This is a genomic window from Vulcanisaeta distributa DSM 14429 (assembly GCF_000148385.1).
Taxonomy (GTDB): Archaea; Thermoproteota; Thermoprotei; order Thermoproteales; family Thermocladiaceae; genus Vulcanisaeta; species Vulcanisaeta distributa.
The window spans coordinates 458,795-475,054 of sequence record NC_014537.1 but is presented as its reverse complement, the minus strand read 5'-3'; the positions used below and the strand labels follow the sequence as shown (position 1 = coordinate 475,054).

Here is a 16,260-nt window from a genome sequence, read left to right as displayed (position 1 = left end):
AATGGCACAAATCATTAATTATCCTTAGCCGTGAGGTATGGGGAATAAAATGTGCCTAGTGAGGATTAAGAATCCTCCTAACACCCTCACTCCTGTGCATCTGCTCGAATAGGTATGACGAGACCCAAAGCATGGCACCAGCCACCATGTAACTACCGCCAATGCCTATGGAATCAGCCAGGTAACCAGACGTCAATGACCCAGCCAGGTATGCGGAACCGGTGATGAAGTTGTAGGCCCCAAGGCCCCTACCCTCCTCACCACTGCCGAGCCTCTCAAAGACCATCACGCTCGATGCGGTGTAAAAGGTTGAGAAGGCAATGCCCGCCGCCAGTGGGTATAGTGTTAGTCCCGTAATCATCATGGCCTCAGGCGTCGTTGATGTCAAGCCAATTAGGAAGTATGAAAGACCCCTAAGTATTAATGCACGGGATGACGCCCTGGCATTACCACCGAATAGGCGTATTATGCGAGGCGTTATCATGAAGCCCATAATTTGAATTCCCATGCCCACGGAAATTATGGTCATAACCCAGGACCTCGATAAACCACCAACCCTCAGCCCATAGGGATAGAGCGTGTTGAAGATCCCTGATGAGAAATAGAAAATAACAAGCGCCAAATAAAGAGTAACTAACTCACCTAAACCAACATCACGCACACGGCCACTAACCAACTGCCTACTCAACACTGGCCCTTCACCATTGCTTACCCGTGGCACGGAGACTAATGACCAGGCGAAAGAGATTATGGGTAGTAGGCCCATGATTAGCAAAATGGCCTTAATGTCCATGAAGCCCGATAACACGGCTGCCGACACATCACCCACCAGGTAACCCATTGAATTAATGAAGTTGAGCATGGAGTACGACTCATTAAGCCTAAGCCTACTCGAGGACTTAACGAGGATGAAGCTCGTGGAAACACCAACAGCGGAGGAGAATAGTGACGATGCAGCGTAGTAGAGGGTTATCTGCGGAACATTGGGTGCGTAGGTAAGTGCCAGGATGAAAAGGGCCGTGCCGAGGAAGCCCAGGGCAAGCACATCCCTACTACCGTACCTATCCAACAGGAAACCCCACAGCAATGGTGCGATTATCCCAGCGGCAGAGCCCGCCGCCATGGCATAACCAACATCCACCGGGCCACCTCTTAACGAAGCAATTTCAAGAGTTATCAGAGTACCCAATGGACCAATGGCAACGCTATAGGGCAGTAGGGTTAATATCCACCTAGCATTCCGCTTATCAACGATATCCATACCACGGCAGGCATATTTTAAGACACATTTAAAACATACCACGCGGAAACAGCCAAAGGAAACAGAAAGCCAACACCACACCAAGCTCATTTTGCAATTAAAAGGATGCCAGGACTATTACTAAGCCCTTAAGTCTGTTAACGATAGTCTTGGTTATCTCATTAAGGTATTGGTCATTGAACTAACGACCCCTTTAAATAATGCCCATGTACCTTATACTCTCTCGGCATCCATTGTTAGGTCGAGGGATTTGGCGCTATGTGTTATGTAACCGCTGGATATTATGTCGACACCTGTTCTTGCGTACTCAACTACATTATCGGGTGTTATTCCGCCACTGGCCTCGAGTATTACCTTTCCCTTTAATTCCCTGACTATTGGCACTATATCGCTGGGCTTCATGTTGTCAAGCAATATGGCATCAGCACCTGCCCTGTAAGCCCTAATGGCATCCTCATATGTAGACACCTCCACCTCAACCTTCTTAGTAAAGCTCGTCCTCTCCTTAATCAACTTAATAAGTCCCTCAAGGTCCCCATAAACCGCTATATGGTTATCCTTAATTAGCACGGCATCAGCCAGGTTAAACCTATGCGGATCACCGCCACCAATCTCTATGGCGTACTTCTCGAATACCCTAAACCCCGGCGTTGTCTTTCTCGTACCAGCAATCCTAACCGTTGGGTTGACAGACCTTGCCAACCTAACCATCGTGTTCGTTGCGGTGGCTATTCCCGAAAGCCTTGATAGGAGGTTTAGTGTTAATCGTTCAACTGTTAATAACCTACCTGCATCGCCAATTATTTCGATTATAACGTCACCCTTACGTATTGCCTCACCATCATACTTATGCGTAATTACCTCGAAGCCGAGGTATTTGAGGAATGGAACTATGAATCTAAGTCCGGCAATTATTCCCTCATCCCTCGACCTAACGACACCCCTGGCCCTAATGCCCTCAAGAAACCTACTGGTTATGTCCTCGGGATATGCGTCCTCCTCTAGATAATTAAGGAGCCTGGTTATGTATAGCTCCTCGATCATGCGGACACCTTGAAGTAAATCCTCCTTCGCCAATTAGCATCCTTGCTCGGGTAGTCAACCCTGTAATGAGCTCCCCTGGATTCAGTCCTAAGTAGGGCGGCGTATGCCGTTAGGTAGGAGACCAGGGCTGCATTAGACTCCCTACTGTTGACGGCTACGTTCATCTGCTCATAAAGGTCCACGGCTTTCCTCAGCCCATCACCGCTCCTGAGTATGCCCACGTACTCCCAATTAACCCTCCTAACCTCGCCAATGCTCATCATGGGCCCGTGATCCCTCAACTTCACAGTCACCATTAAGCCATCGTCAAGCCTCGGCCCATCCCAAGGCTCGCCTATGTACCTGGGCAGGTTAAACCCCATGATCAACGCCTCAAGCAACGAATTGCTGGCTAGCCTATTAGCGCCATGTAGGCCTGTATCGGCAACCTCACCAATGGCATAGAGGCTCCTGATATTCGTCTCGCCCCTAACATTGACCCTCAACCCACCAATGGTGAAGTGCGCGCCTGGGTGGATGGGTACCCAATCCTTATTACCCAATCCGTGTCTCCTTAGGAAGTCATTGACGCCTGGGAATTTCCTCTCGAAGTCCTCAATACCGCCTAGGTCCATGTACACCCTATGCCCACTCATTAATTCCATGTAGATTGCCCGGGATAGCACGTCCCTTGGGGCCAGCTCACCGCGTTCATGATACTTAAACGTAAACCTCACACCAAACTCATTAACCACCCTCGCGCCCTCACCCCTCAGTGTCTCCGTTAGAAGCATCGTCTCGTTGCCTAGGGTGGCTATTGTTGGGTGGAACTGAACAAACTCCATGTCTGAGACCACGGCACCAGCCCTGAAGGCAATGGCTATGCCATCGCCCGTGTTGGTGGGCGGATTGGATGTGTACCGCCATAAATACGCATAGCCACCCGTCGCTAGCACCAGGTAATCCACATTGCTAATTAAACCCCGTTCCCTAGTCACAAAGCCCTTAACCACCCCATCCCTTACCTGCAGCGCCGTCAACTCATCCTCAACTATATTCACACCAAGCTCAAAGGCCTTCCTGAGCAGGAACTCCATCAATGCCCTCCCAGTCTCATCAGCCTTATGATGAATCCTCCTCCTGGAGTGCCCACCCTCAAGCCTTAGGTCACTATCGAACTCAAAGCCCATGTTAGTCAACTTCTCAATAACCACCGGCGCCTCACTGGTGAAGTACCTAACGGCATCCACATCGCAGAGCCCATCACCAACCCTCAGTGTGTCCTCAGCGTGCAGTTGCGGTGAGTCGTCGATCGATGTGGCGGCCGCCACACCTCCCTTGGATATGAAGCTTGAGCCCCCATGTAATTCCTTAGTTATTACCGTAACTCCACGGCCAGACCTCCTCAGGGCTATCGCAGCCGATAGGCCGGCGATCCCATCGCCAATTACGTAGATCAACCACATCACCCCTCAAGGAGCCTCCTCGTCCTCTCGAAGGCGTCCCTAATGGCCTCCGCAGTTGACCTGGGGATCTCTATCCTGTGAACCAGGTCCCTTAGGGATCTACGTACCTTCTCCAGCGTCACCATGGCCATGAATGGGCACCTGGCGTAGGGCTCAGTGGTTATTGGGTAAAACGTCTTATTGGGCACCTTGAGCCTTAGGGCGTTTAGCATTCCAATTTCCGTACCAACCACGAACTCGTCATAACCACTGTTCCTGGCGTACTCAATCATCTGGTTGGTGGAGCCCACGAAATCCGCCAGGCCCAACACCTCAAGCGGCGCCTCTGGGTGAATCATTACCCTAGCCCTTGGGTACCTGGCCCTCGTCTCCTTAACCAACCCTACCGTATAGCTTCCGTGAACTATGCACTTACCGTTCGGCGGCACCTTGATTATTCTCTTACCGGTCAGGTGAGCGACGTAGTCCGCCAGGTTTGAGTCAGGGCCGAAGATAACCACGTCACTACTTAATTTCTTAATGACCTTAACGGCGGTTGATGACGTAACTATGTAGTCAGCCAGTGCCTTAACATCTGCATTACTATTTACATAAAGGACCACGGGGGCGTTGGGGTACTCCTCCTTAACGCGCCTCAGTGTATCTACGTCAAGGGCATCGGCAATCGTACAACCAGCGTTGAGGTCCGGTGCAAGCACAATCCTGTCATAGTTAAGGGCCTTGGCTTGCTCAGCCATAAACCTAACACCGGCGAAGACTATGACCTCAGCCCTGGTTTCCATAGCCCTAAGCGCTAGGTCATATGAATCGCCAATGAAGTCCGCGACAACCTGTATATCATAATCCATGTAGTTATGGGCAAGTATCACGGCATTCCTCTCGCGCTTTAAAGACAAAACCTCATTAACTAGGTCCTTAGTCCCCATCACCGATGGGCCATCTACACCGTAAGATATTCTCTACCCGGCAAACAGTTAGTGGCAAGTATAAAGCTGAATTTCGAAAACTAAGGCAAGAAATGCCATCTAGGGCATGTACATCAGTGATAATTAAGTATTACGTAATTTAGAAATATCTACATTACCGTGGCGTGGCATTAATTAAGGGTTTCATGAACTGGGCATTATCTTAGTAGTAATTATTAATTTAAGAAATAGAAAGCAACCCTACATCTAAAATACACACTAGTCACGTTAGTGCGGTAGTGAGAGATTAAAAGCCGCACGTGTAAGGTGCCATTTGAGACCACGTTACTTACGGAAACTACCCATAAAGCACTCAGGAAGGTAGTGAAGTATTACCTAAGCAGATACGAATAGTTTCCATAGATGCGAATCTACTCAATGCTTTAACCACCTCCTTCCTTTTATTATCATCCTTAACCCTCCGGTACTTCCTACAAAGCACATTAATAACCTGCACCCTAATATCCTCATGTCCCTCAATGAGCCTTGCAGGTATCGCAATAACAATATACCCACCACTCCTATGAACCCTAACCTGAGAAACAAAGCCCTCACCATAACTAACCCTCAACTCCTCAAGAACCCTACCAACCTCAACCCAATCCCTAACCCTACGCAACAACGTAACCGAACCCCTACTAACAGCCATAGTAAACGACTCACCACCAACCAGAACCCGCGACTCACCAAGCCTAAACTTAACCTCCATACTAGCAATTTGCTTTATGTCCAGCCACTTCTTAATACTGAGAGCATCCAACAAGTCTCTTAATACTAATGGTAAGGCATTAACCATGGCCTTAGCTAAGTCAGTGGCATAACCGCTGGTATACGTTATTTTAAATGTGTTACGAAGTGGGTCTTGATATTCTCTAAAGCCCATACTATTCAGCTTATCAAGTATTGGTCTCCACATATCAAGCTCAGCAGCACTTATTACCAAGCGAATTCTTGGCTTCTTAATCCCTGCATAACCATCACCAAGTACTGCTGCTAGCATAAAAATCAACAACGCCTTATCATTCAAATTCTTGACAATCTCAAAAACACGATCTTTAAATGAAGGATAGTCATTAGCGCCTAAATACCATAGTATTGATACATCATTTACATTCACACTAATGGCATTTATATGCATGGATATCTTACCCGGATAAAGTAGCGCTCAAAGCAATGCTTGCCAAGGCTGTGAAGTATTCATACTAGGCTTACCATTGTTCACACCCTCATCAGTGGCGGCAAAGCTAATCTCAATGCCATCAGCACATCTTTAATGGATTCATCATGATCAACATTAATAATATTCCATATGTCAGGTACTTTAACAGTCATAACCCTAAGATCACTAAGTTCTAAATGAACTATTACGCCTTCACCCGGCCTTTTAGCTGTTAATGATACGTACTTACCATGAACACTGTTTATCAGCGAATTGCCCGTCCTTCTAACGATTACCTCTGCCCTTTCACTCATTAAGTCTTCGACTAATTTTCGAATATTACCACCTACATCATTTGTAACCCAGTATTCCTTAAGTACATCAATATACCTTATATACTCATCAATCACCACTAACAGATTATTCATTACCTCATCACTATACTTACCCTTGAACTGTTCCTTCACATTATCTCTCACTCTGTTCCACTCACGTCTCCATACATCAATCCACCACGTATCCCAAACCTGCCACTTCAATATTCGATTAACAGCCTCGGTAAGTAGATTAACGGACTCATTAAGCAATTCAACATCATTAACCTCACCACCGCATGCATATTTATGGCCAACCCTAACACCACTACAAAACTTATTTCTTTTAATAACCTCATCACTCACCGCCTGCTTATCCTGAGCAAAACGCATACTTATAGTAAAAATACTCAAAACAACTAATAAGGCACCCAGGAAATGAAGGAGGTACTCAACGTGAAAGGTAACAGGGGTAACTAAATTAATGCAATAATAGCCAATTTAATACTAGAAAAGATCCATGAAGATTAATAAGAGATTTAAAGAAATGTTATTAGTAGCGGGGCCCGGATTTGAACCGGGGACCTCGGGGTTATGAGCCCCGCAGGCTACCAGGCTACCCTACCCCGCTGGTTTATGGGTCCTTCCTTGTGCTTTTAAGGCTTTCGCTGTCCTGTGGGTGTTTGGGTGGGGTATGGTTTTGGTCTTGGTGGGTTATAATGGTGGTGATGATGGTAGGGGTTATGATGCGTGATTGTACGCTGGCTTTAATGCTGATTTTCTTCGATGGTGGGGTCTTCGTGGGTTTATTGGTTTAATTGGTTGGGGCAGTAGTTGATTAGTATGGCGTTTACTTCGTCTTCGCCGAGTGCCGGTATTAGGTATTTTGGTGCTTCCCAGCATAGGTAATTGTCCTTCGTGTAATTGCCCTTTATGTTTATGGTTATCCATTCACCAAACATTGGTTCTTCGTAGATGAGTATTACGGTGTTTCCAATAATCTCTGTTTTGTTTGGTGGGGTGTTTCGTTTATTATAGGTATGCGCCTGGTGGTATCTGTAGGTAGTAGCCGTTGGGCATCTCCTCCTCGACACTCACCCTAATTATTAATTCCCTGGGCATTGGCGGCGGTCTGGCGTTGAGGCTTATGACTGGATAGACTAAATCGTTAATCCTGCTCATGACTTGAATGGTGTATTTCGTCATGTTCACACCCACTATTGATGGTAGTAGAGGTGTAGGGCGTTGGAGCCCTGTACCGCGAGGTTCACGACCCATTAATGCCTTGCTTACTGAAATAGTTGGTACCTAAGGGTTATGTACTACTTATTGCGCTACTTGATGAACCCTCGCATTAACCTCATCCATTGGGGAATGGCTTTTATTCTCTGTTTCCCTGAGGTTCTTATGAGGGTTTTGGCCTTTGATGTTTATGGGACCCTCTTTGACGTTAATAGTATTGGTAGGAGGTTGGGTGACATGGGCTTTGTTGAGTTGTGGAGGAGGAAGCAGTTAGAGTATACCTGGCTATTGACAATAATGGGTAAGTGGATGAGCTTTAGGGAGGTCACCAGAATGGCCCTTGAGTACGCCCTAACGCAATACAGGATTGATAAGCCAGTCGATGAGTTAATGAGATATTGGGAGGAGCTCGAGCCATTCAGTGATGTTTACCTACTCAGGGGGCTCGTGGGTAGGGTTAGGATGTACGTCCTCACCAACGGTGATGAGGGCATGGTGAAACCGCTACTGAGTAGATGGGGCCTCGCGGACTTATTCAACGGGGTATTCACCGCGGAGAGGGTTAGGGCTTACAAGCCGAGCCCGGCGATCTACAGGACCTTCCTTGACTTCATCGGTGAGCCTGGGAGTGAGGTTTGCCTGGTCTCCTCAAACTACTTCGACGTGGCTGGCGCCAAGAATGCCGGCGTGTGCGCAATCCACCTAAACAGGAGGGGCTCACCGCCTGAGCTTGGCGTTGTGGCTGATGCTGAGGTTAGGAGTATTGAGGGGTTGGTAAGTCTCTTCAAGCCCTAATTTGACAGTAATGCTTAATTGCGTGCGGTTCATTAATTGTATTAATGCCTTCATATGGCTAGTGGCGTTGGCAATAAATTGCTGGACCTAGTTACCGTGGTCATACCAACGCGAGACGAGGTTAAGGGTATTGGGCTCGTCCTCGATGAACTCATTGGAGTTGGTGTTCCCAGGGATAGGGTCCTCGTTGTTGATGGTGGTAGCACTGATGGTACTGTGGATGTGGCTTTGAGGTATGGTGTTAGGGTTGTTCAGCAGGAGGGTAGGGGTAAGGCCATGGCCATCTGGACTGCGCTCAAGTACGTTAGCACGCCGTACATGCTCGTGATGGACGGCGACTACTCATACCCAGCCAAGCACGTTTTGGAGTTGGTCGAGGAGATCGTGAGGACTGGGGCTGATGAGGTGATTGGTGTCAGGAGGCCTTTGCCCGGTAGTCAGAGGCTCATTTATAGGTTTGGTAATTGGTTGTTGACTAGGGTCTTCAACCTGCTCTTCGACACGAGGCTTCACGACGTATTAAGTGGCATGTACGTAGTCAGGGTTGAGGCCTTGAGGGACGCGGTTGCTGAGGTTGGTGGGTTCAGTATTGAGGCTCATATAGCGGCTCACATGGTTAGTACGGGCAGGGTGATTAGGGAGATACCCATTGAGTATAGGCGTAGGGTTGGTAAGAAGAAGCTCGGTGTAAAGGATGGCCTGGCGATATTCGGCGACATGGTGAGACTAACCACAAGGTATAACCCCATGCTAATCCTATTCCTAATAGGCGCATTACTACTCATACCGGGGCTCGCCCTAGGTGCCTACGTTGGTTATTGGTACCTGTTTTATGGGATTAAGTATTACTTGAAGGGTTTGGTTGCCATAATGCTCACGTTAATCGGCCTACAATTCCTCGGAATGGCGGCCATGGCAATATACATGAAGAGGATGGAGTACAGGCTCAGGAAGGCGATTGAGTCATTACGTAGGGACCCTGGCGTGGAACACATACCTAGTGGCCATGATAGGTAGACCAATAAGGAACTACACACTGGCTCTGCTGTCGATACCATACCTAGTATCCCCAGTCATAATATACTACGTAGCCAATTACGTACTTAGCCTCTACCACGTACCCGCGAGGTACCCACTGGTCCTCATGGGCAGCGGCGTCATGGGCGTAAACTACGGTGGGGCCAGCGCGCTGATGGCGATAACAATAACACCACACCCAATATACTGGGCTGCCCTGACCGCGGGGTTAATGGCGATACCGGCGGCCATGGAGGTGAGGAGGGTCAATGGGCCTGGGCGTGGATAACGACTCATCACCAAGGCAATGCTTAAATAATGGCTTGGTACAGCCTATAATTAATAATGTTTATACCGCCCGAGGAGGCCCTGGGACTCATAAGGGACTTCCTGAACAACACCATAAATGCAGTCAGCCTGCAACTAATACAGTCAATAAGGAGGGTAGCCATTAGACTCGGCGTTTGGTGGAGGGTCAACTCACTTCGCAGGGGCCTCCTCGAGGCGGCAATTCCATACCTAAGGCGAGGTCTCAGGTTCAAGTCACCGAAGGCCCTGGAAATGCTCAGGGAGGCAGTAATAGAGGCGCTAAGCCTAGTACTAATGAGGAAGGTGAGGTTCATAGCCTACCTAGTGGGTAGGAGACTAACCGAGAGACTTGGCTGGGTTAGGGCAGTGGTTAGGAGGGTCCAGGACATGATAAACATAGGCCTAATGTGGCTAAACACACCAATGATGTATAGGCCAGGACTGGCGTGAGAAGGATAAGGCTATCCCTAGCGCTAAGCCTGGCGGTTGAGTTCGTGGATAGAGACCTAGCAATGAGACGCGTTGAGGAATGGGCCGAGAAGGGTGCTGGGTTTCCGAAGGTCATCTATGGGCCTGAGGGTTGTGGTAAGACGGCTTGGCTCCTGCAGTCTGTGGAGTTGCTTAGGGATTATGGCTTCGACGTGATCTACATAAACCCCATTGAGCAGAGGTTCATGGCTGAGGTGGGCGTTGAGGATGTTAGGAAGAGACTGGTTGAGATCCTCCGTGAGGCCACCAGCGACGCCTGGGTCAGGGCTGTGTGGGTGATCATTGACCTAGCCAGGGAATTAATAAGGATGAGGAGGGGTAGACTGGCGGTTATCGTCGACGACGCCTTCCAAGTCATAGGCCTTGATAAGGCGGCCGTATATGTCAAGGGACTGCTCGGGCTAATAGAACACCCACCTGGGGATTACGAGAAAATAGTCACGATAGTAGCCACGAGTGAGGGTGTGAGTTTGAGGGAGATTGGTAGGCATGAGTGGTCCGACATAATGCCCATGTGGAACATGCCGAAGGAAGGCTTTAGGCAGTTGTATAATCAAATACCCGGCGATAAGCCACCGTTCGACGAGGTTTGGCGAATAACCGGAGGAAACCCAAGGATGTTGGAGAGATTCTATGAGAATAATTGGAGTGTTGATAAGGTGGTTAATGAGGTGATTAATAGAAATAAGTTAAGGCGATTCGCAAGGTCTCTCTCAAGCGTCAAGAGGGCTTGGCTCATGGAGGCGGTTAATGATCCTGACACGTTATTCGCTAGGGAGAGGATACCTTTCATGGACAGACTGGTTGAATTGAACCTGATAATTGATGATGTGCCCGAGAGGAGGGAGTACCTATGGATAGACCAACCACCACCAGAAAAGGATGAGGAACTAGGGATCGGCAAGTACGTCGCATGGCAAAGCCCAATACATAGGGAAGCCGTTAAGAGGGTCCTTGAATCCCTGAAGTAATGAGGAGGATTGAGCTTAGGCTCGCTAACGTAAGGATTAACTTCGTGGATAGGGATTCAGCGATTAAATGGATTGAGCAATGGATTGATAGGGGTATGGCCCTTCCACACGTAGTCTATGGCCCGGAGGGCTGTGGTAAGACCGCTTGGCTAATGCAGTCGGCTGAGGTGCTGAGGGATCATGGGTTTGAGGTAATCTACGTAAACCCCATCGAGGGTTCATTCATTGTTGAGCTTGGTATTGAAAAACTGAGGAATAAACTAATGGATATAATCCGCGAGGCCACGAGCCAACTCACCTGGGGTAGGGTTGCCTGGGCTGTGATTGACGTTGCCAGGGAGGCCATTGAGGCTAGGGTGCGCAGGCTAGCCGTGATCGTCGATGATGCCTTTCAAGTGATTGGTTTAGACAGGGCAGCCATATACGTCAAGGGACTACTTGGACTGCTCGAACACCCGCCAGCCAATTATGAGAGCATGATAGCAATAGCCGCAACAAGCGAGGGCGTCAGCCTAAGGGAGATTGGAAGGCACTCGTGGTCGGACATCACGCCAATTTGGAACATGCCGAAAGAGGGCTTCGAGAAACTCTATGAGCAGATACCGGGCAGTAAGCCGCCATTCGAGGAGGTGTGGGGATTGACTGGTGGGAATCCGAGGATGCTCGAGAGACTCTACGAGAGGGGTTGGAATGCTGATAAGGTCATTGAGCAGTTAATCCTGGATAGGGAAGTGACTAGGGAGTTCATTAGGCGGTGGAGGAGGGAGATGGAGGCCGTACTTAGCGACCCGGATTACCTATGGAATGAGGGGCCCAGGGAACTCGCCAATGAACTCATCAAGAGGAACCTAATAATCTACGGAATACCCAGCAGGGACCCGGACCAATGGGTGGACACACCACCGCCTGAGAAGGATGAGGAACTCGGGATTGGCCGCTACGTCGCGTGGCAGTCGCCACTGCATAGAGAGGCGGTTAGGAGGGCGTTGCAGGGGTTAATGTGAGGAGGATTAAACTACCCCTGGCCCTAGACCTGCAGGTTGAGTTCACGGACAGGGAGATAGCCCTCAAACGCATTGATGAGTGGGTTGATAGGGGCATGAGGCTTGTGGAGGTTGTCCTAGGGCCTGAGGGTTGTGGTAAGACGGCTTGGCTCCTGCAGTCTGTGGAGTTGCTTAGGGATTATGGCTTCGACGTGATCTACATAAACCCACTCAACGGGCGCGTCTACGCTGAAGTTGGGATTAAGGACCTAAGAAACGAGCTCTACAGGCTCGCCCAGGAGGCGATTAGCCAAAACGCCCTGGCGAGGATTGCGTGGATAGCCTATAACGTAATTAATGAATTAATAAAGGCGAGGAGGGGCAGGGTAGCCATACTCGCAGACGACGTATTCCAGGTGATTGGCGTTAGGGAATCGGCAATGTACGTGAAGGCACTGCTCAACCTAATCGAGTACCCACCAGCCGAGTACGAGAGGGTAATAACAATAGTAGCCACCAGCGAGGGCGTGTCGAGGAGGGAGATAGGAAGGCACACGTGGGCCCACCTAGACATCATGTGGAACATGGCGAGGGACGGCTTTAGGCAACTCTACGAGCAAATACCCGACAATAAGCCAAGCCTCGAGGAAGCGTGGAAGCTAACCGGCGGTAACCCGAGGATGCTGGGAAACCTCTACGAGAACAGGTGGAACACGGATAAGGTAATCAGCGATATAATCAGCGAAAAGAGACTAAGGACGTTCATATCATCCCTCACCAACACCGAGAAATCCTGGCTCCAGGAAGCCACCGAAAACCCAGACACCCTAATGAATAGGGAGAGGATACCTCTCATGGACAAACTCGTCGAATTAAACCTAATAATTGATGATATACCCGAGAGGAAGGAATACCTGTGGATCGGAGAACCACCGCCAGAAAAGGATGGGGAGCTGGGCATTGGTAGGTACGTGGCATGGCAAACACCAATACACAGGGAAGCAATCAGGAAGGTACTAGGGGAGACTAAGCCATGAAGAGGGTCAAACTCAACTTCGCAGGCAAGGAAATAGAATTCGTTGATAGAGACTCGGCCCTCAGGAGAGTTGCCGAGGAATGGGCTGTGAAGGGTACCTTCCCAGTCCAGGTTGTCTTGGGGCCTGAGGGTTGTGGTAAGACCGCCTGGTTGCTTCAGTCCATTGAGTTGCTTAGGGAGTTTGGTTTTGAGGTTGTTTATGTTAACCCCGTCAATAGGCTTGCCCTCGCCGAGATAAGCATCAACAGCCTTAAGGATGAGTTCCTGAGACTAATTAAGGAAGCCATTGCTCAGAATGCCCTAGCGAGGATTGCCTGGATAGCATATAATGTGGTTTATGACGTGATTAAGGCGACCAGGGGAAAAATAGCCATCATCGTTGACGACGCCTTCCAGGTAATCGGCATAAAGGAATCAGCCCTATACGTAAAGGCACTACTCAACCTAATAGAGTACCCACCCGAGCACTACGAGAAAATAATCACAATAGCAGCAACGAGCGAGGGCGTGTCGAGGAGGGAGATAGGAAGGCACACGTGGGCTAACCTAAGGGTTATGTGGAATATGCCTAGGGATGGGTTCAGGCAGTTGTATGATCAGTTGCCCGGCGATAAGCCGCCATTCGAGGAGGTCTGGAAATTGACGGGTGGAAATCCGAGGATGTTGGAGAGGCTTTACAATGCTGGTTGGGGTGTGAAGGCCGTCATTAGGGATATGCGTGATGAGAAGGGCCTTGACGCATTCATAGACTCACTTACCAGTGAAGAAAAGCGTTGGCTTGATGAGGCAATCAACGACCCAGACACACTCATGAGCAGGGAAAGAATACCACTAATGAATAGGCTAATCGAGCTAAACCTCATAATCGAAATACCGCAGTGGAGGGATGAATACCTATGGATCGATCAACCACCGCCGGAGAAGGACCCAGAGCTGGGGATTGGCAGGCGCGTCGCGTGGCAATCACCACTGCACAGGGAAGCAGTCAGGAGTGCATTGCAGGGATTAATGTGAGGAATCCCACTGAAGGCTCGGGGCATGGGCGCTGAAAACCTCGAGAGGCCCCTACCCAAGCCAACCACGGAGAACTACATAAATGCCAGGCTCCTGGAGTCCCTAACCGAGGCAAACCTAGCCATCAAATTCCTTAATGAAGGCCTAGTCAGAAACGCGGCGGGCAAAGCCTTCCAGGCCTGGAGGGCTTTATTGGCTGTATTACTGAGGCTTGAGCTTGATAGGTTGCTCCAGGTGGTTAGGACTGATGAAGTACGTGGGTGATTAATGGGGAGGGTTGTCCCTAGGGTTTCAACGGGCAGGATGAAGGTGCTGGCGCAAATGCTTGAGGAGATTGATTATGAAGCGTTATCTGCTTGGACAGCGGTGGCCCTGGAACTACACGATTATCAGTACAATGGTCCGGACCCGGATTTGGCGCTGTCGAAGTATAGGAGTAGGCGGGAGGCTGCGGTGGACGTAAAACTACTCATAGAGGAGCTGACCAAGCGCATTGAGGAGTTGAAGCCAAGAGTAAGGTGGAGCAACGACCTAGAGGAGGCACTAAATGAACCCAGGAAAAACCCAACTAAGGATAAACAATGAAGAGGGTCAAACTCAACTTCGCAAATCAACAAGTGGAATTCGTGGATAGGGACCTCGCCCTTAAACTCATTGAGGAGTGGGCTGGGAAAGGCACATACCCGGTGCAGGTCATTTATGGCCCTGAGGGTTGTGGTAAGTCTGCTTGGCTTCTGCAGTCTGTGGTGTTGCTTAGGGAGTTTGGTTTTGAGGTTATTTACGTTAACCCAATTAATAAGGAGGTTCTTGCCGAGTTCGGTGTGGCTAGTCTCAGGGATGAATTCCTTAGGATGGTTAGGGAGGCTCTTGCCCAAAATGCCCTCGGTAGGTTGGCTTGGCTTGCCTTTGACTTCGCCAAGGAGTTGATTAGGGTGACCAGGGGCAAGGTAGCCGTGATAGTCGATGATGCATTCCAAGTCATTGGCGTTAAGGAGTCTGCATTGTACGTGAAGGCACTGCTAAACCTCATTGAGTACCCACCCGAGCATTATGAGAGGATAGTCACGATAGTAGCCACGAGCGAGGGTGTGAGTTTGAGGGAGATTGGTAGGCATAGGTGGGCTTGGTCAACACCCATGTGGAACATGCCTAGGGAAGGCTTCAAGCAACTCTACGAGCAATTACCCGGCGATAAGCCGGACCTCGAAGAGGTTTGGCGAATAACCGGAGGAAACCCAGCAATGCTAGAGAGCCTATACAGCGCCAACTGGGACGTAGGTAAAATCATTGATAAAATCACCAAGGAAAAGGAACTATCACCCGACTTCATTAAGAAGTGGGCGGGTCACCTTAGGGAGGCCGTTGGTGACCCTGATTACCTATGGTTCAACGCACCCGGGGAATTAATCAATGAGTTAATCGAGAGGAACCTCATCATCCACTTCCTACCCAAGAGAAAACCAGACTACTGGGTGGACACACCACCGCCAGAAAAGGATGGGGAGCTGGGCATTGGTAGGTACGTGGCATGGCAAACACCAATACACAGGGAAGCCGTGAAGAAGGCCCTGCAGGAAGTAACATGAAGCCCAGCAGAGCATTGAGCGCTTTTAAACCCAGGCCCAGCAACTAGGTGGGTATGAGCACCGAGACAATCGAGAAACCACTGCCGAAACTCACCACGGAGGACTACGTGAGCGCCAGGTTACTCGAAGCACTTGTTGAGGCATACCTAGCCATTAGGTTCCTCAGTGAGGGCTTGGTTAGAAATGCGGCTGGTAAGGCTTTTCAGGCTTGGAGGGCGTTTTTGGCGGCTTTACTAAGGCTTGAACTCAATAATCTTCTTAAGGTTGCTAAGACTGAGGAGGAGCGTAGGTGGTTAATGGATAAGGCTGTTCCCAGGGTTCCAACCACCAGAATGGTAGCATTGTCGCAGATGCTTGAGGAGGTTGGGTATGTTGGGTTATACTTCACCACAAGCGCTGCCCTAGACCTACACGACTACCAATACAACGGGCCAGACCCAGACATGGCGTTATCAAAGTTCAGAAACAGGGAAGAAGCAGCAAAAGCAGCAATGGAACTAATCAAGGAATTAACAAGAAGAATAGAGGAGGTAAAAACTAGAGTAAAGTGGGGTAGTGATCTGGAGGAGGCGTTGAGTGAATTAAAGAGGGTGCTTGGTTAGGGGCTTGTAATGTTAGATAGGTTTAATT

Annotated in this window: 18 protein-coding genes, 1 tRNA gene and 1 pseudogene; 11 read left to right on the top strand and 9 right to left on the bottom strand. The window is 49.3% G+C overall.

From position 1 onward, the window contains the following. Positions 1 to 55: 55 nt before the first annotated feature. The 9 genes from VDIS_RS02405 to VDIS_RS12790 all read right to left on the bottom strand — a co-directional run bounded on the left by VDIS_RS02405 (position 56) and on the right by VDIS_RS12790 (position 7,394). On the bottom strand, positions 56 to 1,261 hold the full coding sequence (locus tag VDIS_RS02405) for an MFS transporter (protein WP_013335618.1): 1,206 nt from the start codon (positions 1,259 to 1,261) through the stop codon (positions 56 to 58). A 213-nt stretch (positions 1,262 to 1,474) separates the two neighbouring features. Continuing rightward, entirely contained in the window at positions 1,475 to 2,305 is an 831-nt protein-coding gene (gene nadC / locus VDIS_RS02400) for a carboxylating nicotinate-nucleotide diphosphorylase (protein ID WP_013335617.1), read from the bottom strand. After that, positions 2,302 to 3,744 (bottom strand): L-aspartate oxidase, encoded by a 1,443-nt coding sequence (locus tag VDIS_RS02395; RefSeq protein WP_052885869.1) that lies wholly within the window; start codon positions 3,742 to 3,744, stop codon positions 2,302 to 2,304. Before VDIS_RS02395 ends, nadC begins: the two co-directional genes overlap by 4 nt. A 5-nt stretch (positions 3,745 to 3,749) precedes the next feature. Further along, entirely contained in the window at positions 3,750 to 4,679 is a 930-nt protein-coding gene (nadA, locus tag VDIS_RS02390; RefSeq protein WP_148678183.1) for a quinolinate synthase NadA, read from the bottom strand. Between the two features lie 349 nt (positions 4,680 to 5,028). Further along, complete coding sequence (locus VDIS_RS02385) at positions 5,029 to 5,853, bottom strand: hypothetical protein (RefSeq protein WP_013335614.1); 825 nt, start codon at positions 5,851 to 5,853, stop codon at positions 5,029 to 5,031. 80 nt (positions 5,854 to 5,933) lie between these two features. Beyond that, complete coding sequence (locus VDIS_RS02380; protein WP_013335613.1) at positions 5,934 to 6,581, bottom strand: hypothetical protein; 648 nt, start codon at positions 6,579 to 6,581, stop codon at positions 5,934 to 5,936. 164 nt (positions 6,582 to 6,745) lie between these two features. Beyond that, a tRNA-Met gene (locus VDIS_RS02375) sits at positions 6,746 to 6,819 on the bottom strand. Positions 6,820 to 6,994: 175 nt separating this feature from the next. Beyond that, a complete protein-coding gene (locus tag VDIS_RS12570; RefSeq protein WP_148678182.1) occupies positions 6,995 to 7,282 on the bottom strand; it encodes a hypothetical protein in 288 nt (95 codons plus the stop codon). Then, positions 7,221 to 7,394, bottom strand: a complete 174-nt coding sequence (locus VDIS_RS12790) for a hypothetical protein (protein ID WP_171804833.1) — start codon at positions 7,392 to 7,394, stop codon at positions 7,221 to 7,223. The genes VDIS_RS12570 and VDIS_RS12790 overlap by 62 nt, the downstream gene beginning before the upstream one ends. 201 nt (positions 7,395 to 7,595) lie before the next feature. Here VDIS_RS12790 and VDIS_RS02365 point away from each other — a divergent pair, with 201 nt between their 5' ends. The 11 genes and pseudogenes from VDIS_RS02365 (at position 7,596) to VDIS_RS02315 (ending at position 16,232) form a co-directional block, all read left to right on the top strand. Then, the gene (locus VDIS_RS02365) at positions 7,596 to 8,225 is read left to right on the top strand and encodes a haloacid dehalogenase type II (RefSeq protein WP_013335610.1); all 630 of its coding nucleotides are present in this window, start codon (positions 7,596 to 7,598) and stop codon (positions 8,223 to 8,225) included. 54 nt (positions 8,226 to 8,279) lie between these two features. Continuing rightward, on the top strand, positions 8,280 to 9,242 hold the full coding sequence (locus VDIS_RS02360) for a glycosyltransferase family 2 protein (RefSeq protein ID WP_013335609.1): 963 nt from the start codon (positions 8,280 to 8,282) through the stop codon (positions 9,240 to 9,242). After that, the gene (locus VDIS_RS02355; protein ID WP_013335608.1) at positions 9,232 to 9,531 is read left to right on the top strand and encodes a hypothetical protein; all 300 of its coding nucleotides are present in this window, start codon (positions 9,232 to 9,234) and stop codon (positions 9,529 to 9,531) included. Before VDIS_RS02360 ends, VDIS_RS02355 begins: the two co-directional genes overlap by 11 nt. Before the next feature lie 56 nt (positions 9,532 to 9,587). Beyond that, positions 9,588 to 10,001: a hypothetical protein gene (locus tag VDIS_RS02350; protein ID WP_013335607.1), complete on the top strand. Its 414-nt coding sequence runs from the start codon at positions 9,588 to 9,590 to the stop codon at positions 9,999 to 10,001. Continuing rightward, positions 9,998 to 11,011, top strand: a complete 1,014-nt coding sequence (locus VDIS_RS02345; protein ID WP_013335606.1) for an ATP-binding protein — start codon at positions 9,998 to 10,000, stop codon at positions 11,009 to 11,011. Before VDIS_RS02350 ends, VDIS_RS02345 begins: the two co-directional genes overlap by 4 nt. Next, positions 11,011 to 12,015 (top strand): ATP-binding protein, encoded by a 1,005-nt coding sequence (locus VDIS_RS02340; protein ID WP_013335605.1) that lies wholly within the window; start codon positions 11,011 to 11,013, stop codon positions 12,013 to 12,015. The genes VDIS_RS02345 and VDIS_RS02340 overlap by 1 nt, the downstream gene beginning before the upstream one ends. Beyond that, positions 12,012 to 13,031: an ATP-binding protein gene (locus tag VDIS_RS02335; protein ID WP_013335604.1), complete on the top strand. Its 1,020-nt coding sequence runs from the start codon at positions 12,012 to 12,014 to the stop codon at positions 13,029 to 13,031. The genes VDIS_RS02340 and VDIS_RS02335 overlap by 4 nt, the downstream gene beginning before the upstream one ends. Beyond that, positions 13,028 to 14,044 (top strand): ATP-binding protein, encoded by a 1,017-nt coding sequence (locus tag VDIS_RS02330; protein WP_013335603.1) that lies wholly within the window; start codon positions 13,028 to 13,030, stop codon positions 14,042 to 14,044. The genes VDIS_RS02335 and VDIS_RS02330 overlap by 4 nt, the downstream gene beginning before the upstream one ends. A 24-nt stretch (positions 14,045 to 14,068) precedes the next feature. Further along, positions 14,069 to 14,629, top strand: a pseudogene (locus tag VDIS_RS02325) (PaREP1 family protein). Then, the gene (locus tag VDIS_RS02320; protein WP_013335602.1) at positions 14,626 to 15,630 is read left to right on the top strand and encodes an ATP-binding protein; all 1,005 of its coding nucleotides are present in this window, start codon (positions 14,626 to 14,628) and stop codon (positions 15,628 to 15,630) included. Before VDIS_RS02325 ends, VDIS_RS02320 begins: the two are co-directional and overlap by 4 nt. 53 nt (positions 15,631 to 15,683) lie before the next feature. Beyond that, positions 15,684 to 16,232, top strand: a complete 549-nt coding sequence (locus tag VDIS_RS02315) for a PaREP1 family protein (RefSeq protein WP_013335601.1) — start codon at positions 15,684 to 15,686, stop codon at positions 16,230 to 16,232. Positions 16,233 to 16,260: the final 28 nt, after the last annotated feature.